Annotated in this window: 13 protein-coding genes; 8 read left to right on the top strand and 5 right to left on the bottom strand. The window is 69.2% G+C overall.

Annotated features, from left to right (window positions below; genetic code table 11):
* The 4 genes from AC16DP_RS24890 (at position 1) to AC16DP_RS24875 (ending at position 10,698) form a co-directional block, all read left to right on the top strand.
* Positions 1–6,759, top strand: a complete 6,759-nt coding sequence (locus AC16DP_RS24890; RefSeq protein WP_329730141.1) for a P-loop domain-containing protein — start codon at positions 1–3, stop codon at positions 6,757–6,759.
* A gap of 409 nt (positions 6,760–7,168) precedes the next feature.
* On the top strand, positions 7,169–7,855 hold the full coding sequence (locus tag AC16DP_RS24885) for an FKBP-type peptidyl-prolyl cis-trans isomerase (protein WP_329730140.1): 687 nt from the start codon (positions 7,169–7,171) through the stop codon (positions 7,853–7,855).
* A 17-nt stretch (positions 7,856–7,872) separates the two neighbouring features.
* The gene (locus AC16DP_RS24880) at positions 7,873–9,582 is read left to right on the top strand and encodes an esterase/lipase family protein (protein WP_329730139.1); all 1,710 of its coding nucleotides are present in this window, start codon (positions 7,873–7,875) and stop codon (positions 9,580–9,582) included.
* A 159-nt stretch (positions 9,583–9,741) separates the two neighbouring features.
* On the top strand, positions 9,742–10,698 hold the full coding sequence (locus tag AC16DP_RS24875) for a hypothetical protein (RefSeq protein WP_329730138.1): 957 nt from the start codon (positions 9,742–9,744) through the stop codon (positions 10,696–10,698).
* A gap of 69 nt (positions 10,699–10,767) precedes the next feature.
* On the opposite strand, the gene AC16DP_RS24870 is transcribed toward AC16DP_RS24875, so the two are convergent.
* Positions 10,768–12,267 (bottom strand): hypothetical protein, encoded by a 1,500-nt coding sequence (locus AC16DP_RS24870; protein ID WP_329730137.1) that lies wholly within the window; start codon positions 12,265–12,267, stop codon positions 10,768–10,770.
* A 345-nt stretch (positions 12,268–12,612) separates the two neighbouring features.
* Here AC16DP_RS24870 and AC16DP_RS24865 point away from each other — a divergent pair, with 345 nt between their 5' ends.
* Entirely contained in the window at positions 12,613–13,605 is a 993-nt protein-coding gene (locus AC16DP_RS24865; RefSeq protein WP_329730136.1) for a nucleoside hydrolase, read from the top strand.
* A gap of 14 nt (positions 13,606–13,619) precedes the next feature.
* On the opposite strand, the gene AC16DP_RS24860 is transcribed toward AC16DP_RS24865, so the two are convergent.
* On the bottom strand, positions 13,620–14,099 hold the full coding sequence (locus AC16DP_RS24860; RefSeq protein WP_329730135.1) for a GFA family protein: 480 nt from the start codon (positions 14,097–14,099) through the stop codon (positions 13,620–13,622).
* Positions 14,100–14,202: 103 nt separating this feature from the next.
* Positions 14,203–18,456 (bottom strand): OmpA family protein, encoded by a 4,254-nt coding sequence (locus AC16DP_RS24855; RefSeq protein WP_329730134.1) that lies wholly within the window; start codon positions 18,454–18,456, stop codon positions 14,203–14,205.
* A gap of 323 nt (positions 18,457–18,779) precedes the next feature.
* Here AC16DP_RS24855 and AC16DP_RS24850 point away from each other — a divergent pair, with 323 nt between their 5' ends.
* Positions 18,780–19,787, top strand: a complete 1,008-nt coding sequence (locus AC16DP_RS24850; RefSeq protein ID WP_414640742.1) for an isoaspartyl peptidase/L-asparaginase family protein — start codon at positions 18,780–18,782, stop codon at positions 19,785–19,787.
* Between the two features lie 3 nt (positions 19,788–19,790).
* A complete protein-coding gene (locus tag AC16DP_RS24845) occupies positions 19,791–20,555 on the top strand; it encodes an SDR family oxidoreductase (RefSeq protein ID WP_329730132.1) in 765 nt (254 codons plus the stop codon).
* 12 nt (positions 20,556–20,567) lie between these two features.
* Here the strand turns inward: AC16DP_RS24845 and AC16DP_RS24840 are convergent, their stop codons facing one another.
* Both AC16DP_RS24840 and AC16DP_RS24835 read right to left on the bottom strand, forming a co-directional pair.
* Positions 20,568–21,233 (bottom strand): phosphoribosyltransferase, encoded by a 666-nt coding sequence (locus tag AC16DP_RS24840; RefSeq protein ID WP_329730131.1) that lies wholly within the window; start codon positions 21,231–21,233, stop codon positions 20,568–20,570.
* Between the two features lie 150 nt (positions 21,234–21,383).
* Positions 21,384–21,833: a thioredoxin family protein gene (locus AC16DP_RS24835; RefSeq protein WP_329730130.1), complete on the bottom strand. Its 450-nt coding sequence runs from the start codon at positions 21,831–21,833 to the stop codon at positions 21,384–21,386.
* Between the two features lie 240 nt (positions 21,834–22,073).
* On the opposite strand from AC16DP_RS24835, the gene AC16DP_RS24830 reads away from it, so the two are divergent.
* Positions 22,074–23,375, top strand: coding sequence for a universal stress protein (locus tag AC16DP_RS24830; protein ID WP_329730129.1), 1,302 nt, complete (start codon positions 22,074–22,076; stop codon positions 23,373–23,375).
* Position 23,376: the final 1 nt, after the last annotated feature.

Genomic DNA, 23,376 nt, shown 5'->3' with positions numbered 1-23,376 from the left:
ATGCCTCGAAAACCGAGAGCATCGACAAGGCATGCCAAAGCGGGCTCGGGAGAGCCCGTCGACGTCGTCATCATCACCGCAGTCAAGGAAGAATACGACGCCGTCCTGGAGGTCGAGACCGGGGCCGAGCCCGGAAGCTCCTGGCAGCGGAAGGAGGGCCCCATCGGTCTGGAGGTCGCCTTCCGGACCTTCCAAGGCGCGAAGGGCGGGCGGCTTCACGTGGCGGTGACCCGCGCCCTGGAGATGGGCGGCGTCGCGTCCGTGGGTGCGCTCTCGCCGCTCGTGGACGCGTATGCGCCCCGGTGCCTGGCCATGTGCGGCGTCTGTGCCGGGCGGAAGGACAAGGTGGAGCTCGGCGACGTCATCATCGCCAATCGGCTGTGGACCTACGACACCGGCAGCCTCACGCCTGAACAGGACGAGTCGGGCCAGCGGGTCGAGCGGGTGCGGGGGGACACCATCACCTACAACCTCGACCCGAGATGGCAACAGAAGGCGGAGTCGTTCCATCCGCCCGGGATCGACTCCTGGCTGGCCCTGCGTCCCCGCTCGCTCGATGACCAGATGAACTGGGTGCTCGAGCGATGCTTGAAGGAAGAAGACCCAATCGAGCATCCAGACCGTGTGGTGCGATGCGTCGATTGGAAGAAGGTCCTGAAGCTGCTCTGGGAGAAGGAGTGGCTTCAGGGCGAAACACTGAAGCTCACGCCCCAGGGGCGCACGCACATCCAACGGGAGCTCCTCCAACACCGGAATCGCCTGCCCGAACCCAAGTCCTTCCAGGTTCATGTGGGGCCCATCGGCACGGGCAGCAAGGTGGTGAGGGATCCGGACATCTTCGAGAAGCTCTCCACCACGATGCGCACGGTGCTCGGCCTGGAGATGGAGGCCTCCGCGATCGGGGCCCTCGCACACCTGAGACGGGTCGGCCACAGCATCGTGATGAAGGGGGTCATGGACTTCGCCGACCCCGCGAAGAACGACAACTTCAAGCACTTCGCCGCACGGGCCTCCGCGGAGTGTCTCCTGGCCTTCCTGAGGGAGCACCTGCCAACGGAGACGGAGGCAGAGGTGGACGCCCCCCCTCCCCAGGAGGTGGCGAAGGCGGTGGCCGAGTACAAGCGCTCCCGCGCGCGGGAGCCGGACATCCGCCGCCTCGACCTCCGAGGCCTCGTGGGCATTCCCCAGGGCCCCCACGAGACGGATCTCGAGCTGCTCGCCGTGGCGGTGGCTCCCTCGCTGTACCAGGAAGTCCACGCGACGGGCAGCCGCGAGGCGAGGCTCCATCGCGAAGCGGGCGTGCGGGACCTTGAGCCCGAGGAATGGCGCACCCACCAGGAGCAGCTCTCTCAGCTCGCGGATGAGCGATGGAGCTACCATGGAGAGCGCCACGGCTGGAGCAAGTCGCCGATCCCGTTCGCCGTGGCGCTCCGTCAACGGCGGTTCGTCGTCATCGGAGATCCGGGCGCGGGAAAGAGCGTGCTCACGCGCCTCGCCTTCCTGGCCTGCATGGAAGGACGGGACGGAGACCAGGCGCGCGCACTGCTGAGCGGTGATACGTACGACGCGGACGCACGCGAGGCCATCGCGAAGCTGCGAGAGCTGCTCCCCGTGCGCCTCGCGCTCGGGAATTTCGGCAAGGCCCTCGAGAAGAATGGAGCCTTGAGCCTCAAGGCATTCATCCGCCGCCAGCTCCGCGAGCTGGGAGCACGCGCGGTGCTCCGAGAGAGCCTCGACACGATGCTGGCCGGCGGGCACGTCTTCCTCCTGTGTGATGGCCTCGACGAGGTTCCGGAGGCGCAGCGCAAGCACGTGGTCGATGCAGTGGAGAGCCTCGTCACACGCTACAAGCGGGTGCGCTTCCTGTTGACCTCGCGCCCCAATGGCTACTGGCCGCGAGTGCACGACATCCCGCACACCCTGCTCGCGCCACTCCACTACCGGCAACAGCGCTACCTCGTGGCGACCCTGCACCACCTGATCGAGACCTCGCGGCACGCGAACGCGCGGGACGTGGAGCGCGCCCGCCGCCGCACGAGCGCCCTGCTGCGCGCCATCACGCTCGAAAGCGAGTGGTTCAAGCTGAGCAGCAATCCCCTCCTGCTCACGCTGTCCGCGCTCACCCCGACCGACGGGGATGGCGCTCCCCTGCACCGGGTCTTCGTCTTCGAGAACTTCCTGCAGACACTCCTCGGGAAGTGGCGCTTCACCCTCTCCGAGACCGAGGCAGGCCGGCTCCTGGACACCTGGGCCTCCGTCGCGTCCAGGCTGGTGCTGAAGCAGGAACATCACAGCCTCGAGGAGGACCGGCTCCTCGAACTCCTCGGCGCCGCGGCCGGAGGGGAGCGGGGCTCATCCTCCCGCGAGGCACGGGAGGCGCTCCGGCTCGCCTTCGAGACAGGCCTCATCCGCCGGGAAGAAAAGACGATCCTGTTCTGGCACCGGACGTTCGCCGAGTTCCTCGCCGCGTATGCCCTCACCCGCAAGAGGCGAGGTGCCGCGAAGAGGCTCCTGAAGAACCGCCACCTTCCTCCCCTGGTGCTGCAACTCGCCGCGGCACGGCTCTGCCTGGTGCCTCCCACCGACTACACCGAGCTCGATGCACTCGCCGAGGGATTGCTCGCACGCGATGAGACAGGAGTGGGCCGGTTGCTCCGCCCCGGCCTGCGTGCCGTCTCGGCCTGCCTCGGTGACAAGGTGCGCTTCGGCCAGGCCATCGTCGAGCGCGTGTGGACGAGCTGGGCCGAGCTGCTCGAGACCACGCCGCCCTCGCCGCTCTGGGGTGACTTCGACCAGCTCACCCAGCACGCCCTCCCGAGCCACCCCCTTCCACCCGTGCTCCTGGAGCGCTTCGCCGGCCTCGATGGCCGGGGAGTGCCCGAAGTGCAGGATTGGCTTGCCCGGCTGTTGGCGCCAGCCGCCGCGGAAATCCTGGAGGTGCGGAAGGCCTGCGCCCGTTGGTTGGAGCAACGCAGCGACGACACCCTGCGGCTCCACGGCGCCTTCGGCCTTGCCTCCGCGGGTGACTGGAGCAACGAGGTGATAGACGCCCTGGGCCGGTTTGGCAGGACCTCGGCGCTCGCCCCGGGTGACATCGCTGAGCGGGTGAAACGTGGCGGGCCTCCGTTGCAGGCCCGGTTGCACGAGCTGGTGCGCATGCGTCTTCGCTCGGAGGTTTCCTTCGCACCGGGAGGACAGCGCCAGTCAGAGCAGGACTCCGCCACGGAACGACACGACGAGAACAGGCGGAGCGAGCTGCGGCTCTCCGCGGCATGCCTGCTCGCGATCGCCGGAGCCTGGGACGACGACGTCGCCAAGGTGCTGAAGATGGCGCTCTCGGGGCAGCAGGGTTACTCCCGTGATCAGGAGGCCAAGACGGTCCTCCGGCTCCTGGCGGACGATGCGTCCGTGCGGAAGGCCCTCGTCGAGTGGATCAGCGCCGACTCGACACTGGGTCACCACGCCCGCGAGCTCGTCAAGGACGTGGCGCCCGTGGTCGAAGGACTGTCCGAGGCGGTGCTGGAACAGACCGCCAAGGCCAGTGGCAGGCTGCTCACGGAGCTGGAGTCACTGCTGGGGTCGATCGCGGAACAGCAGCGGAGCCTCACCGCACTCCTTCGGAGCTGGCTCACCGCTGAACAGGAGGGGCGGAGGATGTGCGCCGCACGCCTCCTGCTCCGGCTCCAGCAGAACAATGAACAGCTCCACGATGCGCTACGGCGTGGCATGCGCTCCTCCGACGCCCTGGCGCGCGTGCGCTGGGCGTACCTGGCGCTCGGCCATGACCCCGCGCTCTCCCGCACGGCCCTGGCGACGCTGCAACAGTGTGCGCGCTCCCCGGCGCAGGAGGTACGAGCGGCCGTGTACGAGGGGAAGCCCACACTGACCAGGTGGTTGAAGCATGAGCCGATCGATGGATGGCTGGCCTGCGCCTCGGACCCCAGCGTGCCGGCCGCGGCACGGCTCCAGGCCGCCGAGCTCGTGGCCTCCTCGCAGGAGGGCACGGAGCAGGTGTTGCCGATCCTGCACGAGCTTCTCGACGCGAACGACGTTGCGGTGCGGCTAGGGGCAGCGGACCACCTGCTCTGGTGTGACGAGCCCCCTGTACGCGCCGCGACCATCGCAGCGGAGGAAGCAGCGCGGGCGAATGAGAGAGAGGCTTTCTGGCGGGTGCTCGGCCGGTTGACACCCTTCGCCGCTGAAGCCGTCCGGGCCGTGCTGAAGGGGCTCCCCCAGGAAAAGCCTCCCGCGAATCCCAGGGAAGGGATCAGCCTGGAGTGGCCCCTCCTCCTCTCACGGCTCGTGAAAGAGGACCTGTCGAGCATCCCCTACCTGATGCACGCGCTGGAGTGCACGGACTACGCCAGCACCGTGGCCGAGTACACGCTCCTTCAACTCCTCCTGGCCGATGAGACTCCCGCTGTGGGTGACGCGCTTCGTGAGCGCCTCGAACGTGGGGCGAGTAGCACGAACCCCTTCATCTTGTTCCGCCTCGTCACGATGGGATTTCGGCACGACAGCACGCGGAGGTCCGCCCTTGAGGCGAGCCGGGCGCTCGAGCCGCATCAGCTCTCGCAGGCACAGCTTGCATCGCTCGCCGACTGGCTACAGGACGCACGAGCAGCGGAGGAGGCCACCCGCCTCTGGCAACGGGTGCTCGAGGGGGATGACCCGCGGCGGGTGCTCCAAGCCGCTGGCCAGCTCTCCTGGCACCATCCCGAGCAAGCCCGTGCGTGGATCCAGGACCCCCTCGTCCGTGTGCTCGATTCACCGGAGGACTCGCTGCGGTTGGGCGCGGGACACCTTGCATTGGGATGCGGCATCCTCGAAGAGAAAGCCCGCGAGGCTCTGCTTGGCTGTATCGAGCTGTCCGAGGAATACGAACAAGGAGAGAACACCCGCTGGCTGTTGCTCGCCATCGATCGGCGTGCCCTCGCTTCCGGTCTGGCTGGCGAAGCGCGGTTCGAGAGGACTGACTTCCTGGACCGTGTCGATTTCGAGGCGATGCGTGTGCTCTGCATGTACCGGCCCGACGCCTGTGTACAGCCATTGGCGGCATGGCTCCACGCGGAAGAATGGGAGCGCTTCACTTGTGGAGTGAGGGTCCTTGCGGCGCGGGACGACTGCCGGGAAGCCGTGCGTGCGGCCCTCCTGGCCCGCCTGGCCTCGGCGCCTGACAAGCAGCTCGAAGCCATCACGAGGCTCGTGAGCAAGTACGGCCTCTATTCACCTGGAATGGAGGAGCGGGTTCTTGAACGATACGACCCGGCAAGTCCGTCAGTTTATGACGTCGAGCCTTGTCTCATCTGGTGGCTGGGGGCTTGTCCCGAGCTGTGGTCCGTCCTCCGGCAGCAGCCTCTGGACCGGCGTGCCAGGCTCGCACACCTGGTCAACCGGACGCCCGTGAGTCGCGACTCCGTCCTCTTCGCCGTCGATTTCGCGATCGCGTCTGCCCACTATGAGGACAGCGATCGCATGTTGAAGAGGCTCACGGAGTGGTGCCAGCCGCCCTCGAATCAGAGCCCGGAGCGCGAGCAAGACCCCGAGGAACTGTCCATGGACTTCTTGGACTCCTTGGAGGAGGAACTGCCCACGGATTCTTCGGAGGAGGAACTGCCCACGGATTCTTCGGAGGTGGTGCGCGGGTGGATCCGGGAAGCACTCGACGGGCAGGCGCCCCCCACAGATATCGACACCATCCTCATGTTCGACAGCCTCGCGACGCTGGGAAGACTGCCCGCGGAGCGCCGCATCGAGCTCCTGCGCCCCGCGCTGGCCCTCGCCCCCACCGTGAGCGCGAATGAAGAGCACGACAACTCGTGGACCCTCTTGGATCGGAAGGCGGACGTAGGGCTCCGGCTGATCGGGTTGAAGTACCAGGACGAGCACCTCTCTCCCATCCTCGAGGAAGCCATTCACAGGGCCGCGAAATTCCATGCCGCTCGCACTTACACACTCGTGAATGCGCTGCTGATGCTCCAGCCAGCGGACGCGAAGCTGCGGCAGTCCCTCGGCCGTGCCGCGTTCGCCCCCTGGGAGCGTCTCAGCCTCGAAACGATGCTCGACACGCTCTCGAAGGCAGGAGCGTCCGAGCAGGAGCGCATCGACGTGTTGATCTCATGCCTCGGCCTCGATTCCCATCCCCGTTCCGACCACAGCCGCTGGCGGTTCTCGGCTCCTGACCTTTTCGATGCCCTCGAACGTCTCGGGTGTGGCTTGGAGCGCCGTTCCGCCCTTGTCCGCGAGTTCTTGTCCACATACGGAGCGAAGCTGTCGCTGGCGACGACGCTGGCTCTGGCTGAACGGGCCAGGCTGTCAGCTCCCGCTATCGCGAAGCTGCTGGTGGGAATCATCGCGAGAGGCGGCTGGGAGGCGCGCGAGGCAGCGGAGCGCTGGCTGACGGACTTCGCATCCCAGAGCGGGCACCCGGGCGCGGGAGAACTGCGGGGGCTGGATGACTCCAGATTCCTGTCACTCCGGCTGCGCTCATTGGCAAGGCTCTCGCAGGTGGATGATCCTGGGCTGCTGGAGATGGCGCTCGCCGAACTTGCCGCTGCCACCACTCCGCACCTTCTCTCCCTCTACCGCCGCGCCCAGGGTGGACCACCGCTCTCCGAGCAGGAGTGGGCAGAGCTCATGAACCTGCTCACCCTCGCGCCCAACGACGAGCGCGTCACGGGGCTCGCGAAGGAATGGTTGACCCTGCGGCTGTGGCAGAAGATGGAGCGCTCGACGGTCGACACGTTGCTGAACTCCTGAGGGCGGGCTCCAGTGCTCCCGCGTCCACCGTCAGCGTGGGGCATGGGCGTGCCAGGGGGCGCGTGGGAGGCGCCCCGGTCAAGCACCCCTGACAAGCCGTTCCTGCGCCTGATGGAGAGCCGTGGTGCGCTGCCGAAGGGCCGGAGGACGCACGGCAGGCGTATCAGGCGTAATCTCGGATGTCCTTGCCGCTCCTTTCATCGAGGGCCGCGCACCCGTATGCACTCCAAGCAGGCTTGGCTCTGGCGTGTCAGCCGCCCACGCTGACGTGTCAGGCCTTTCCTTGGTGCCGAGTTCCCGGGTGCCAGGAACCTGATTCCGCCCCCTTGGGTGGCCTGCGGCCGCGGCGGACGCTGGCTCAGGGCTTGCTGTGGTGGAGGACCGCGGTACCACCCAGGAGCTCGACGTCATGACACGGATTGGTTTCCTTCTGCTCTGCACCGTTGCGACCGCGGCGGCAGCGCAAACACCGGCGGCCATCGGAACGGAGAAGGCGCAGAACAGCTACGCCCTCGGCCAGGAGATCGCGAGCTCCCTCAAGCAGACGGGCGCGGACCTGGACATCAAATCCCTGCTCCAGGGCATCCGGGACAACCTGGAGGGAAAGCCCTCCCAGCTGAGCGCCGCGGACCTCCTCAAGGCGCGTGACCGGGCCCGTTCCGCGGCGCTCGAGAACCAGAAGAAGAAGCTCACGGCGGACCGGGCGAAGTACGGCAAGGAGGGGCAGGACTTCCTGGCGAAGAACCAGAAGGAGAAGGGCGTGGTCACCACCCCGAGTGGCCTCCAGTACGTGGTCCTCACGGCCTCTCCGAACGCGCGCCCCGGCCCCAAGAACCGGGTGGTGTTCGACTACACGGCCTCCGTCGCGGGCGGTGAGGAGTTCGAGAGCTCCGCGGCCCTGGGCCGGCCCGCCGTCATGAGTGTCACGGGTGGCATCAAGGGCCTGGCCGAGGCCTTCCAGCTCATGCCCATGGGCGGCAAGTACCGCTTCGTCATCCCCCCGCAGCTGGCATACGGCGCCGAGGGTCTTCCCGGCAAGGTTCCGCCGAATGCCACGCTCATCTACGAGATCACCCTGCGCGAAGTGCTGCGGTGAAAGGCGGGAGACCCGAGATGAAATCCATACACAGCACATATCTGGGTCTGGCCGCCGCGTTCCTGCTGGCGGGCTCGACGGCCGCCGCGCAGGTGACCTTCGACTGCCAGACGTCGACACAGGCGAGGGCCCCCCTCTCCGGACTGGCCGCCAACCCGAAGGCGGTGGCGACGGTCCCCCTCGACAAACAGCAGCAGGGCTACGTCCGGGTGGGCGGTGGGTGCGAGGTGTCGCGCTTCGGCTTCGAGTCCGTGCATGCCGGGGTGATGGTGCAGAACGCCCCGGATGGAGAGCACGGCTGGCGGTGCAAGGCCGCGGATCCGGCGTTCGTCTCCAACCCCGCCTGGGCCAAGGCCTCCGTCACCTACTGCAAGGCCAGTGACCCGAGCATCAGCAGCCTGCGCCTGCAGTGCACCACGCTCTCGAAGAAGACGGGCCCCTCGCGCAACCCGGCCGCGGAGGTGACACTTCCCCCGGCCCTCGCCTCGGACGGCTATGTCGTCGTCTCCGGAGGCTGTGACAGCTCGCACTTCGGCAACGGCTCCGTCCACGCCGAGAACGTCGTCATCTCCAAGCGCTCGGCCCATGGACAGGGCTGGTCCTGCCAGGCCGTCGACCCGCCGAATCATTTCCAGGACGCCACCGTCGAGGCCTCGCTCGTCGCCTGCAGGGTGGCGATCGAGCCCACGCAGGCGGCCACGCTCCCCAGCAAGCCCGCGCTGAGCTGCTCGGTGACCCAGGGCACGAAGTCCCCGGTGGTGAGCTATCCCAAGTCCATCGCCGTCCCTCCGGTGACGGGCAAGACGCTGGGCGGCGGGTGTGAGCTCTCCTATGCCGGCAATGGCTCGGCCCACGCCGGGTTCATGGTGCAGCACGGGCCCCAGGCGGACGGCTCCTGGGCCTGCCTGGCGGCGGATCCTCCCGGCATCCCCAACCCGGGCACCGCGCTGGCCAGTGTGGTGACCTGCAACATCACCACGGCCCCGCCGCCGCCTCCTCCTCCTCCGACGGTGGCCCAGAAGAATCCGGTCATCATCGTGGGCGGAACCATGGCGGGAGAGATCCTCTATTGGATTCTCGAGGCGCGTCTCCGGGCGGACGGTTACACCGTCGAGTTCTTCGAGCTCCCCGAGCTCGGCCTGATGGACATCCACAGGAGCGCGCAGCAGCTCAGCTACAAGGTGGCGGATGTGCTGCTCCGGACCGGGGCGCCGAAGGTCAACCTGATTGGCCACAGCCAGGGCGGCATCACGTCACGGACCTATGTCCACGACTACGGCCCCCACTCCGTCGAGAGCCTCATCACCCTGGGCTCGCCCCACCAGGGCGTCCACATCGAGAGTGGCTCCCTGTTGGAGCTGGTGGCGACGGTGCTGTTCAGCTGCAAGGCGGCGACTCCACCTCCGGTCTGCGCTCAGCTGCTCCACGGCTCGGCCCTCATCCAAGAGATCAACCAGCGGCCCGCGAGCGACCCCATCTATTACACGAGCTTCCTGACCACGAACGACCTCTTCGTGAATCCGTCCTCGTACGGGGTCATGGCCAATTGCGATCGCACGAACGCGGCCGGTCAGGCGCTGAAGTGCAACGTGCTCGTGCAGGCACCGGAGCAATGCCCGACGAACCTCGTCGACCACATCGGGCTGGCGTCGAACGGTGTGGTGTACAGCGGCATCCGGCAGGCGCTGGAGCACAAGCCGGTGCGCCTCGACTGCCTGGCGCTCTGAGCGAGCCCGCGGCCACAGGACCGCCGGGAGTCGAGGGGAAGGCCGGGCGCTCATTCAGGGAGCCCGGTCTTTCTCGTTCCGCCTCGGGCACGCAACTTTTCCCACAGCGCGCCGGATAATGAGGCAACGCATTGATTCTCGAGTCAGCAGGAGCCGGCCATGACGTCCATCCATCGCAATGCCAGCGCGTTCAGCCCGGCGGGCACCGCCACCGCCCGCACCGCCACCGAGCGCAAGTCCTTGAATCCGCTGGAGAAGGTGGTGGACCTGGCCAAGGGCGGGCTGGCGGATGTGCCCCGCTTCGTGAAGATGGGCCTGGACGTGTTCGAGGCCTCGCACGCGGCCGAGCTGAATCGGCTCTTCGGCGGTGACGCGAAGCCGGACCGCCTGTCCGACGGGAAGTTCGTGGGGACCCAGGGGCAGACGTTCCCGCCCGGCACCGCGCTGGGCCAGATTCCGGGCGTCACCCCGAAGAACAACCCGAACCCCTCGGAGACCATCCTCTACGTCAACGGCATCATGACGCCGCTGGACGGGCAGCTGAAGGAGATGCAGTCCATCGCGGACACGTCGGGCGCCAAGGTGGTGGGCATCCACAACGCCACCCAGGGCCTGGTGACGGACCTGGCCCAGTGCGTGACGGACAAGCTGGACAAGGGCAGCAACCCCGCCGTGGACACCCTGGCGGACACCGTCTACTCGGAGCTGAAGGCGGGCCGGGACGTGCACCTGATGGGCTACAGCCAGGGAGGCCTCATCACCGCGCGGGCCCTCTTCGACGTGGAGCAGCGGCTGCGCCTGGAGGACGGGCTGTCCAAGGCCCAGGTGGCGCAGATGATGAGCCACCTGAAGGTGGAGACGTTCGGCGCGGCCTCGACGAAGTACCCGGACGGCCCCCAGTACGTGCACTACGTCAACAACGCGGACCCGGTGCCCACGCTCACGGGCCTGGGCGGCAGCGTGGATCCGCTCGACTTCCTGAAGGACGCGGGCAAGGGCGCCGTGGTGCACCGCTTCACGGACGGCAACCTCAACCCCATCAGCAACCACATGCTGGACACCCTCTACATGAAGCACCGGGTGTCCTTCGACGAGGCCCGCGCCGGCCAGTTCTAGACGGTCTCGGCGCGCGGCCTCGTGGACGCGCCCCCATTCCAAACGGGACGGGGGCGCGGGGGGGACGGCTCAGGTACCGCTGGGGTTCACGCAGGCCTCGGGCTGATTGAACTGGTTGAACTGGCCGTACTGCAGGAAGGCCACCCACATCTGCAGGGACGTGTCCATGTTCATCAGGTTCGGGTACTGCCCGCCCGCGTAGGCCATGGGGAACTGGTTGTTGGTGAAGTAGTTGGCGTTGTCCACCGAGTTCGTCGTGCACTGGCCGGGGAAGCCGAAGATGGGCGGGATGGTGTTGGAGCCCGAGGGCGAGGCCACGCCCGCCTGCGGCGTGTACCCATTGGCGTGGCACGCCATGCAGGACGAGAGCTTGTTGTCCACCGGCCCCGCCAGGCGGTTGTTGCAGCCGAAGTGCTGGTAGGTGCCAATCTTGGTGTTGAGCACGCTCTGGACGATGGGGAGGCTGTCCGCCTTGGCGGCCGCGGGCGAGGACCAGGGATCATTGCCCCACTGCACGCCCACCGGCTCCAGGCGATCCCACACCGTCTTGCCCTTCAGCTTGCCATTGTAGGCGAAGGTGCCGAACACCCAGCGCGTGGGCGAACTCTTGTCCACCACGGCCACGTCGAGCTGGATGAGACGCACCTCCTGCACCTGGCGCTCGCACAGGAACAGGGTGCCCTTCGTCTGGTGCCGGTCGGCCTGCCACACCGGCGAGCCCTCCAGGTAGGGCACGTCCTTGGGCGTGGCGGTGGTGAAGAGCAGCTTGGCCACCAGGGTGCCCTCCGGGAAGGGCAGGCCCGCCGGCTGCGGTCCACCGTTGTGGTTCTTGTCGATGCGCGGCGTCCCGTCCGTGTTCCAGGAGCGGCCGATGGCGTAGCCACCCCACTCGTTGTACACGCCGAACGCCCACGTCTCGTAGCCCTGGGCCGTCTCCTTCGTGGCGGACAGCGACAGCTTGTTCAGGCCCTCATCCACCAGCTGCTCGCCGAGGAAGTCGGAGATCTGCGCGGTGCGCTCGTTGGTGAGCCCGTGGACGAACTCGCGGCCCGTCTTCGTGTCGTACGCCATCCACGGCATGTGGAACCAGCGCGTGTTGCCGTTCACCTTCACCTGCCAGCCCACCTGGTTGTCGAGCTGGAGATCCTGGCCCTCGCGCACGTAGTCCAGGAGCTGCTGCATGTACTGGGCCCACTCGGGCGACCACTGCGTCTGCGTCTTCTCGCCCGGCGTCTGGTCGAAGGTGACCTTCTTGTTGGACAACCACGTGCAGACGTTGGCCGGACAGGTGCCGGGGTCCTTCTGGGGATAGTCGTGGCTGAGCTGGAACACCGGGCCCGTCCAACCCGGGGCCGGCGGCGTGGTGGCGTTGCGGTAGGCGAACCCGGAGGTTGTCTCCTTCGTGGCCGCGACAGCCTTCTCGGCCGCGCGAGCGACCGTGGGACGCGACATGGGGCCCTGGATGGGGGGGACCTTGGGAGGCCGGACGGGAGCGGCCGTCTGGGCGTGTGCGACGGTGCCCAGTCCCAGGAGGGTGAGGCCGACGGTGGAGCGGACGGAACGGAACATGGTGGAGATGGGGTCCTCTCGGAGGGGAAACGGCGTCTGTGCACCCGGGTGCGAGCTGGCACCCGGAGTGCTTCGGCAGTTTCACCGAGGGTTCGTACCAACGCCATGAATTGGCTCACGGGAATTCCGTGCGCCGCGTCACGGGGCGGGTGGCCCGGGACGCCCTCAGCGGGTGATGAGCAGGTTCTGCATCATCCCCGCCCACCTTGTTCATGATGTGAGAGTGTTTGGAAATAATGAGATGGGATTGGACTCGGCCGTACCCGTGTGGGTTTCGTTACATGCGGGCCCGGGGCTTCCTGCTAGCGTGGATCTCCCAAGCAGCAAGGAGAGAGAGCCAGCCCCATGAGCACCCCACAGACGACCGCCTCGCGCCTGCCTGTCATCATCGACACCGACGTGGACATCGATGACTGGATGGCGATGCTCTTCCTGCTCAAGCACCCCGAAGTGGACGTGCTGGGCATCACCACCACCGGCACGGGCGCCGCCCACCTCACGCCGGGGACGCTCAACGCCCTCAAGCTCCTGATGCTGGTGGACCAGCCCACCCTCCCGGTGGCCCGCGGCGCCAACGCCCCGCTGCGCTACAGCAATGTCTTTCCGACCTCCATCCGCTCCGTCATCGACAGCGTCTATGGCCTGCCGCTGCCCACCAATCCCAACGGGCCCTCCGCCCAGGACGCCGTCAGCTTCCTGCGGACCACCCTGCTCGGCTCGCCCACGCCGGTGTCCATCCTCGCCATCGGTGGCCTCACCAACCTGGGCATCCTGCTGCGCGACCACCCCGAGGTGGCGCCGCGTATCGCCCGCATCGTGGTGATGGGCGGGGCGGTGAACGTGCCGGGCAACGTCAACGTGGTGGACCCCGACTACGCCAACAAGACGGCCGAGTGGAACATCTTCCTCGACCCGCTCGGGGCGGACATCGTCTTCCGCTCGGGTGTGCCCATCACCCTGGTGCCGCTGGACGCCAGCAACCACGTGCCGCTCGACATGAACTTCTACGTCCGGCTCCAGGACCGGCATGACACCCGCGCGGCGGCCTTCGTCTTCCAGGCCCTCACCGCGGACATGCCCTTCGTGAACAGCGGCGACTTCTATTTCTGGGATCCGCTCGCCGCCGCCGCGCTCGTCGCGCCCTCCCTCGTCACCACGCAGCAGATGGGCATCCGCGTCGTGCAGGAGCTGAACGAGGAGGAGGACCACTCCGGACAGCTGCTCCAGGACGACACCCGGGGCAGCCGCATGTCGGTCGCGATGGGCGCCAACGCGGACGCCTTCTATGAGCTCTTCCTCTCCATCCTCAACCTGCCCGACGGCAAGACCCTGGCGTAGCCCCCGGAGCACACTTATTTTCGATTTGCCGCGCCCGGTTTCTTTGCCTGCGCCGCGTACTCGTCCGTCATCCTCTCGAGGTCCTCGAACGCGGGCAGCTTCGCGAAGCTGTGCACCGCGGGCGTGGTGGCCCAGGGGAGCTTCTCGCTCGTCCACGTCTCCATGAACGGGGAGAACCAGCTCGGGTCATCGAGCATCGTCGCGCGCATGTTGACGAAGGTGTCGATGCCGTGGGGCCGGGTGAACATCCAGCTCATGCAGTACGGGCAGAAGTAGTGACGGTGCTCGCCGTGGAGGCCACCGATGACGGGCTCGCCTCGAGTCACCTCGAAGCCCTGGGTGGGGATGGCGGCGCTCAGGGAGAAGGCGCTGGCGCTCATCCGCTGGCAGCCCGTGCAGTGACAGGCCATGGTGAGCAGCGGCGGTGCGCTGATCTTCAGCCTCACCCGTCCACAGCGGCATCCTCCTTCCCACGGCAGCTTCCAGTCGTTCATGAGTGGCTCCCTTCCCGTTTCTGGTGGGGCGCTTCTTCTCATGCCGGGCGGCACGGTGCACACGTTCTTCGCGCGCACCGTGCCGCCGGAAACACAGCCGGGCCTACTCGATGACCACGAACTCCACGCGCCGGTTGTTGGCGCGGCCCTCGGGCGTGTCGTTGGTGTCGATGGGCTTCTCCATGCCGAAGCCCTCCGACGTCAGCCGCTGCGGAGCAATCCCCTTCTGCACCAGGTACTCGCGCACCCACCGCGCGCGGCGCTGCGACAGGTCCTTGTTGTAGGTGGCCTTGCCCGCGCCGTCCGTGTGCGCCTCGATGCGCAGCTTCTGGATGTCCGGGTTGCTCTCCAGCACCGCGGCCACCTGGTCGAGGATGCTCTGGGACTCGGGCAGCACGTTGTCCTTGGCCGTGGCGAAGAACACCTTGTCCATCGTGCGCAGCTTGCCCTTCTCCACCACCACCTTCGCCGGAGCGGGCGGCGGCGGAGGCGGCGGAGGCGCCTCGACCATCACCACCACGTTGGCCGTGGCCGAGCGCTCGGGGCCACCCGCGACGCGGTAGGTGAACGTGTCGCGGCCGGAGAAGCCCTCCTTCGCCGTGTAGCGCAGCGCGCCCTCGGGCGTGCTCTCCACGAGGCCACCGCTGGACGTCACCCCCACCTCGGCCACGCGCAGCTGCTCGCCGGGCTGGCCCTCGTCGTTCCGCAGGATGTTCAGCGTGATGGACTGGCCCGCGAGCACCCGGCCCTCGTCGTCATGCGCCACGAGCGCGGGCGGCGGAGGCGGCGGAGGCGGAGCGGTGACGATGGGCGCGGGCGGAGCCGGAGCCGGCTGCACCGGGCGCTTCAGCGCATCCGAGGGCGCGTAGCTCAGGGCCGCGAGCACGCGGAAGCGCGGCGTGCCGAAGCCGTTGGTGAGGCCGGGGCCACCGCCCAGCGTCATCTCCACGTTCTTGAAGTAGCCCAGGCGCAGCGCCACCAGCAGCTCCAGGGGGCTGGTGGGGACGGAGGGGCCGTTGAGCCCCACCTCACCGGCCAGGGTGGACATCAGGGCGAGCTTCCAGCGGGGCACCAGGTCCACCTTGCCGCCGATGCCGTACGTCACCGAGGTGCCGAGGTTCAGGTTGAGGAACCGCTGGGGCTTGCCGAAGAAGAGGCCGGCGTTGGCCATGACGGCCGAGCCGCGGGGGCCGCGCCACTCGCCCACGAGGGTGGGGTTGAAGGTGACGCTGCCGCCGCCCAGGTACGAGTCCGGCGGGGCGGTGGGGAAGGTGACGGGCAGCGCCACCGCGAGCCCGAAGTCCTTGGAGCGCAGCAGTGCCGTCTTCAGGTTGACGCGCAGGTCGGAGAACGCCGTGGTGGTGAGGGCGCCCTGGAGCTTGGGGTCCACCATGCCGGCGCCGCTGGTGGTCTGGTAGACCATCATGGGCAGGGCGGCGCCGAGCTCGAAGCGGTCGAACAGCGCCACGGAGCCGGCGAGCGTGAGGTACGTCTGGCCGCCCACGAGGACGCGCTGGAAGCCCGGGTTGTCCACGGAGACGAGCCGCAGCGGCTGGTGGGCGTAGTCGGCGAAGAGGCGGCCACTGAAGGTGAGGTGGCCGGGGACGTGCGCGGACTGCACGCCGAGCACGTCATCGCGGCCGGGCTGGGGCTGGAAGCGCTCCACGAGGAAGGAGCGGCTCAGGTCGTCCTGCGCCTGGGCGGCGGCGGGAGCGGAGACCGCGGCGGCGGCGGCCATCACCGCGCCCGGGCCCCGGCGGCGGCGCAGGAAGGCGGCGAGCGAGCCCAGCATCAGCGGCAGCAGGGAGCCGGCACCCCCCGTGCTGGAGCAGCCGCTGCCCTGCGCGAGCCACTGCTCATGCTGGCCCTTCGGCTTGCACTGGCCGGAGAGGCAGAAGGCGTTGTCCGCGCACTGGTCATCCGTGGTGCAGGTGGCCAGGCAGGCCACCTCGCCGCAGGCGTAGTCCCCGCAGCTCAGCGTCTCGGTGGCGCAGGCGCCCGCGCCGTCGCAGGTGCCCGACGTGGTGGCCACGCCCGCGGAGCAGCTCGGCGTGCCGCACTGCACGGACTCGCCGGGGTAGGAGCAGGTGTCGCGCTTCGTGCCGTCGCAGACGCCGCCGCACTCGGTGCCATCCGCAGCGCACGCCGGACGGTCACCCCGAGGCGCACCCGTCACCGCGCCGCAGGTGCCCACGCTGCCGGCCGCGTTGCAGGCCTCGCACTGGCCATCGCAGGCGGTGTCGCAGCACACGCCATCGGCGCAGAAGCCGGTGGAGCACTCGCTGTCGGTGGTGCACGCGCCGCCCCAGTCCGTGCCCGGACGCTTCGTGAAGCGGGCGAGCAGGTCGTGCGGCCCGGTGACGTTCGTCAGCACGTAGGTGCCGCCGGAGACGGAGGACGTCACCTCCGTGCCGTTGTCCGTGAGCGAGGCGAGCGTGTAGCCCGGCGTCACGGTGACGGTGCAGGTGACGGGCTGGCCGTGGGTGATGGGCGAGGGGCAGGTGATGGAGCCACCCGCCTCGCTGGCGCTGGTGGTGATGGGGTACGTGTTGATGTTGAACAGCGCGGTGACGGTGGCCGCCGCGTTGGCGGTGAGGGTGCAGGGGTTGGTGGTGCCCGTGCAGCCGCCGCTCCAGCCCGCGAAGGTGCTGCCCGGCTGCGCCGTGGCGGTGAGGCTCACCAGGGAGCCCTCGAGGAAGTCGGCGCTCGCCGAGGCGCAGGACGGGTCGCAGTGGATGACGGCGGGGCTGGTGACGACGGTGCCGCTGCCCTGGCCCTCGGGGTCCTTCTGCACCGTGACGGTGTGGAGGGTGCCGATGCCGTTGACGTCCACGGCCGTGTTGTTGCCGCCGTCGGGGTCCTGGATGCCAGCGGGGACGGAGACGGAGGCGCGCTGGGTGAGCGAGCCGGAGCCGGAGCCGGGGACGACGCGCGCGTCCACGGTATAGGTGACGGTGCCGCCCACGGGGAGGTCCGCGGTGGTGTGGATGTTGCCGGTGCCCGAGGCGGCGGGGCAGGTGGCGCCACCGGTGGCGGTGCACGTCCAGGAGATGCCGGTGAGGTCCGCGGGGAAGTCCTGGTCGATGGAGGCGCCGGTGACGGCGTTGGGGCCGCGGTTGGTGACGGTGAGGACGGAGTGGACGGGCCGGTCCCAGCCGACGCCGACGACGCCATCGGAGAGGGAGGCGGAGAGGTCCGCGTAGGTGGCGCCCGCGGTGAGGGCCGTCTCGACGAGGGGCCCGATGAGCGGGGACACGCCCTGGGCGTCGACGGAGTAGTTGCCGTGGGCCACCTTGCCGGTGGCGCCGGGGTCGATGTGGACCTTCACGCCGAAGGAGGCGCTGGCGGTGGGGTTCATCGTGCCCAGGTCACACGTCACCGTGCGGGTGGCGCTGTCGTGGGTGCAGGTGACGCCGGGCGGCGTGTCGAGCGAGACGAACGTCGTGTGGTCCGGGAGGACGATGGTGACGGTGGTGTCTCGGGCGGCGCTCGTGTCCGAGTTCTTGACCAGGTACGTGTACGTCAGGTCCGAGTCCGCGTTGGCCGACTTCACGGCGGTGGCGGCGATGGAGAGGCCGGGGAGGAACGAGCCGAAGCCGTCCACGTAGACATGGCCCCAGTGGCCGCCCTGCGAGCAGCCCGCGGCGATGACATCGAGCTCCACGGTGTCGCCGATGGACAGCTGCGCGTCACCGGGGGCGACGTCGACGGACTGCCAGTCGGTGTACTGGATGTTGTCGGCGGTGGTCTTCCAGGGGACGCCGGGCTGGTTGGCGAAGTTGAAGGTGCTCCACAGCACGGTGCCGCGCGTCACGTTGCGCAGGGTGATGTAGATGTAGGGCTGCTGCTCCTGGGAGTGGCTCGGGTTCTGGAGCACGGGGGCGAGCGCGAAGCGCACGTGCACCTTGCCATCGGCCGGGTCCACGTCGGAGGAGGCGAGCGTCGCGGACTGCACGAGGCGGTTGACGTTGTTGCTGTTGCCCAGCTCGTTCACCACCGCGGCCCACTGGCCATAGCGGGGCCAGCGCAGCGACTGGGCGGCGGTGAGGCCGGCGGGGATGGCGGTCTCGGGGCCGCCGGTGGCCTGTTTCGCGCCGGTGCGAGCGACACCGCCCGTCTGGAGGTTGAGGTCCGAGGTGCTGTTGGGCGGCAGGGTGATGCCGCGATTGAGGTAGGTGCTGACGCTCCAGCCGTTGAGGGTGCCCTCCTCGAAGTTGCCGTTGGTGAAGAGGGGCTGGGCGCTCACGGCGGTCTCGGGCCGAGCGGACTCTCCGGAGGAGTCGCTGCGGGTGCAGCCCGAGGCGATGGCGATGAGCAGCGCGAGCGCCGCACGAAGGGGTGTGGACGATGGATTCATGGTGGCTCCTGAAGACGCGGGGTGCGCGGGGGACCCCAGAGCAGCCGCCGTGCCAGGAGGGCGCTCGAGGCGTGCCTCAGAGGAGAGCGCGGGAAAACTGTGTCAGGAGGGACCGGTTTCGAGGGGGTTTTGACGCGTCAAGAACCGTGCTGCCACGGGCATTGACGCGTCAGCTCCCGTGAGCCCCCGAGCGACTTGGAGTAGACCCTCGTTCCATGCCCGCTCCGCTTCGCCGTGCCCTCTCCGCCGCCGCGCTGGCGGCCCTGCTGTTGCCCCTCGGTTGCTCCACGTCCCTCACCACCCGACGAGAAGATGAGAAACGCATGAGCTCCTCCGACGACGTCTCCAAGCCTGCCCCGCGCTGGGGCATCGTCATCCACGGCGGCGCGGGCGTCATCAAGCGCGAGTCCCTCTCCCCCGAGCGCGAGGCCGCCGTGCGCGCCGTGCTCGCCGAGTCCCTCCAGGCCGGCCACGCCATCCTCGCCAAGGGGGGCACCAGCCTGGACGCCGTCACCGCCGCCGTGCGCGTCATGGAGGACTCGCCCCTCTTCAACGCGGGCAAGGGCGCCGTCTTCACCCATGACGGCAAGAACGAGCTCGATGCCGCCATCATGAACGGACGCACCCGCGAGGCCGGCTCCGTGGCGGGCCTGCACCACGTGAAGAACCCCATCTCGCTCGCGCGGGCGGTGATGGAGAAGTCCCCGCACGTGATGATGATTGGCGCGGGCGCCGAGGAGTTCGCGAAGCAGCAGGGCGTGGAGCTCGTCCCGGAGAGCTACTTCTACACGGAGGAGCGCTGGCAGTCGCTGCAGCGCGCGCTGGAGGCGGAGAAGCAGCAGCAGCAGACGCCGCCCGAGCAGGGCCAGCCCCAGGGCCCGCGGACCTTCTGGGAGCACCCCGCGGGCAAGGAGCACAAGTTCGGCACCGTGGGCGCGGTGGCGTTGGATCAGGCGGGCAACCTCGCCGCGGGCACTTCCACGGGCGGTATGACCAACAAGCGCTTCGGGCGCGTGGGAGACGTGCCCGTCATCGGCGCCGGCACCTACGCCAACGAGCGCTGCGCCGTCTCGGCCACCGGCCATGGCGAGTACTTCATCCGCTACACCGTCGCTCGCGACATCTGCTCCCGCATGGAGTACCTGGACCTACCGCTGCTCGAGTCCGCCAACCAGGTGGTGATGGAGGTGCTGGTGAAGGCCGGGGGGGAGGGCGGGGTGATCGCCATGGACGCGCAGGGTAACGTGGCGATGCCCTTCAACTCGTCGGGCATGTACCGCGGCTACATGGGTCCGGACGGGGTCGCCGCGGTCGCCATCTTCAAGGAGTGACAGATGAAGCAGCTGGAAGGAAAGGTCGCGCTGGTGACGGGCGCGAGCTCGGGCATTGGCCGCGCCACGGCCATCGCCATGGCGCGGGCCGGTGCGAAGCTCGTCATCGCGAGCCGGGGCCAGGAGGGCAACGCGGAGACGGTGGAGCTCATCCGCCAGCAGGGCGGCGAGGCCATCGCGCTGCGCACGGACGTGACGAAGGCCTCGGAGGTCGAGTCGCTCGTGCGCGGCACCGTCGAGCACTACGGCCGGTTGGATGTGGCCTTCAACAACGCGGGCACCACCACCGCGCCCAAGGCCCTCCACGAGTATGACGAGGAGGAGTGGGACGCCGTCCTGGACACCAACCTCCGGGCCGTGTGGCTGTGCATGAAGTACCAGGTGCGGCAGATGCTCGCGCAGGGCGGCGGCTCCATCGTCAACATGTCCTCCATGGCCGGGCTGATTGGAACCAAGGGACTCGGCTCGTACACGGCCAGCAAGCACGGGGTGCTCGGCCTCACGAAGACGGCGGCGCTCGAGTACGCGCAGCAGAACATCCGCGTGAACGCCGTGTGTCCGGCCGTCATCCGCGGCACCGTGCTGGTGGAGAACATCTTCCGCGATCATCCCGAGCTGGGTGAGAGGCTCGCCGCCACGCATCCCATCGGCCGCGTGGGCCAGCCGCACGAGGTGGCCGAGGCGGTGGTGTGGCTGTGCTCCGACGCGGCGTCCTTCGTCACGGGCCACGCGCTCAACGTGGACGGCGGCACCTTCGCCGGACGCTGAGGGAACGGAGGCTCAGGGGGACGGCGAGGCTCCAGCGTGGTGCGCCTGTCTGAGGAGGACGAGCACCTCCTCGTCGTCCACCTGGTGGAAGTCCTCGTACCAGACGCCCACCGCGCCCAGCCTGGGTGGCTCCTGCACCGTCACCACCTCGTCCACCTCCTCGTGGCGCAGCGCCTCCGCCGTCTCCGCCACCGCCACCGGGACCGCCAGCACCAGCCGCCGGGGCCCCAGCGCGCGCACCGCTCGCGCCGCCGCTCGCGCCGTGCCTCCCGTGGCCAGGCCGTCGTCCACCAGCAGCACCGTGCGTCCCCTCACGTCTGGCAGGGGCCGCTCGCCCCGGTACAGCCGCACCCGCCGCGCCAGCTCGCGCGACTCCTGCCTCGCCACCTCGAGCACGTCCGCGTTCGTCAGGTCCGCGTACGCCAGCACCTCGGCGTTCACGTACAGCGCGCCGCCCTCGGCGATGGCCCCCATTCCCAGCTCCGGCCGCCAGGGCACTCCCAGCTTGCGCACCACCAGCACCTCCAGCGGGGCCCCCAGCGCCGTGGCGACCTCGTAGCCCACGGGCACTCCGCCGCGCGGCAGCGCCAGCACCACCGGGGTCTCATCGAGCAGGCCCCTCAACCGCCCGGCCAGCTGCCGCCCCGCCTCTTCCCGGTCCCGGAATCGCATCCTCATCGCCGCTCCTCCTCAGCTTTCCGCCTCAGCTCTCCGCCTCATGGCTTCCCGCCCGAGCCCCTTGCCCCTCGCCCTCCGGGAGAGGAGCCCCCCGTCGTTCAAAGGGGGGGCAAGCCCCCCGGGGTGAGGGTGCCACGGGCCCCGGGTTGCTCACGCGGAGGCCCACGGACCTCCGCCCTGGGCCGAGGCCAAAGCCCACCGTTCCAGCTCGGGCCGAGGCATGAGGCCACTGCGGCGGGCCACCTCGCGGCCACCGGAGAAGACGACGAAGGTGGGAATGCCCCGCACGCCGAGCTGACTGGCGGCCTGGGGTTGCTCCTCGGTGTTCAGCTTGAGGACGAGCAGGCGGCCCGCCTGGGCGCGGCCCACGGCGTCGAGGATGGGGGCGGCGGTGCGGCACGGTCCACACCAGGGGGCCCACAAGTCCAGCAGCACGGGCACGGGCGAGGCCCGCACGGCGCGCCACAGGGCCTCCCCATCCACCTCCTGGGGCTGGCCCGACAGGTCGAGCGGACGCTGACACCGGCCGCACGTGGGCTCGCCGGGGGGGCGGGGCTCTCGCACTCGGTTGAAGGCACCACAGGACGCGCAGCGGAACATGGGGACCTCCAGGGCTCTCTGGTGAAGGTAGTGCGAGCCGGGTGCCAACGCCGTCCGCCCGTGCGCTCCGAGGGCGGGCACGCAGGCTTTGCGGTGGGGTCCACCGGGTGCGCAGCATTTACAGGGGCCAGGGGGAGCGAATTGTCCCGCTCCCGGGAGGCGCGGGTGGCTAGAGTGCCCGGCACGGGACGTGAATCGACTCATTGAGACCCGGGCCCTCGGGCCTGTGCGGGAGCAGCCATGACCATCCTTTGTGCCACCCATTTCTCGGACGCCGCGCAGCGAGCGGCCACGGCCGCGGCGGAGCTCGCGCGGAAGATGGACGAGCCCCTCTTCCTGGTGCACGTGCTGCCGGGCGACCTGGCGAGGGCCTTCGGGCAGACGCTGCGGGACACGGCGACGTCGGCGCTGCTGGACGAGGTGAAGCGGTTGGAGAAGCTGGGGGCGCGGGTGAGCCACCAGTTGCTGACGGGCGAGCCGGCCGAGGAGCTGGCGCGCTTCGCCCAGGAGAAGGGAGCGGGGCTGGTGGTGACGGCGGGGCCGACGAGCGCCTCGCCCTTCCTGGGGGTGGGGGGCACGGTGGACCGGCTGGCCACGGCGCTGCCGGTGCCGCTGCTGGTGGTGCGCGAGGCGGAGCCCTTCGAGGCATGGGTGAAGGGGTCGCGCCCGCTGAAGGTGATGTTGGGGGTGGACCGCTCGCTGCCCTTCGAGGCGGCGCGGGACTGGCTGCAGGGGCTGCGGAAGTACGGCCCGGTGGAGGTGGTGGCCGGGCGCATCTACTGGCCGCACGAGGAGTACCAGCGGATGGGGCTGGCGCAGCCGCAGTCCTTTCAGGACGTGACGCCCGAGTTGAAGCGCGCGCTGGAGCAGGAGGTGCGCTCGTTGGTGTCGCCGCTGGAGGCGATGGGGCAGGCACCGGCGCGGCTGCGGCTGGAGCCGGGGGTGGGGCGTATCGCGGACCACCTGGTGGCGTTGGCGGCGGAGGAGCAGGTGGACCTGCTGGTGGTGGGCACGCACCAGCGGCGCGCGCTGGGCAAGCTGTGGAGCGTGTCGCACCACGCGCTGCGGCTGGCGAAGATGTCGGTGACGAGCGTGCCGGTGGAGGTGTCGGCGAGGGGCTCGGCGGTGCCCATTCCGGCGCTGGGCTCGGTGCTGGTGGCCACGGACTTCTCGGACGCGGCGAACCGGGCCATTCCGTATGCCTTCTCGCTGTTGCCCAACGGGGGCACGGTGCACGTGGTGACGGTGGCGGACAACCCGCAGCAGGCGATCGAGCAGGAGCGGGATTTGAGGCAGCGGCTGCATCAGTTGCTGCCGCGGGACGCGGATTCGCAGGGGCGCAAGGTGCAGGTGGAGGTGCTGTCGGGCCAGGACGTGGCGACGGCGCTGCTCAAGGCCGCCGAGCGCCTGTCCGCGGATGTCATCTGTGTGGGCACCCACGGCCGTGGGGGGCTGAAGAAGACGCTGATGGGCTCGGTGGCCAAGGAAGTCATGTCGCGCGCCGGCCGGCCCGTGCTGGTGGTCCGTCCGCCCGAGGGCTGAT

This window comes from Archangium sp. (genome assembly GCF_057119385.1).
This window is presented reverse-complemented; position numbering and strand designations above follow the sequence as displayed.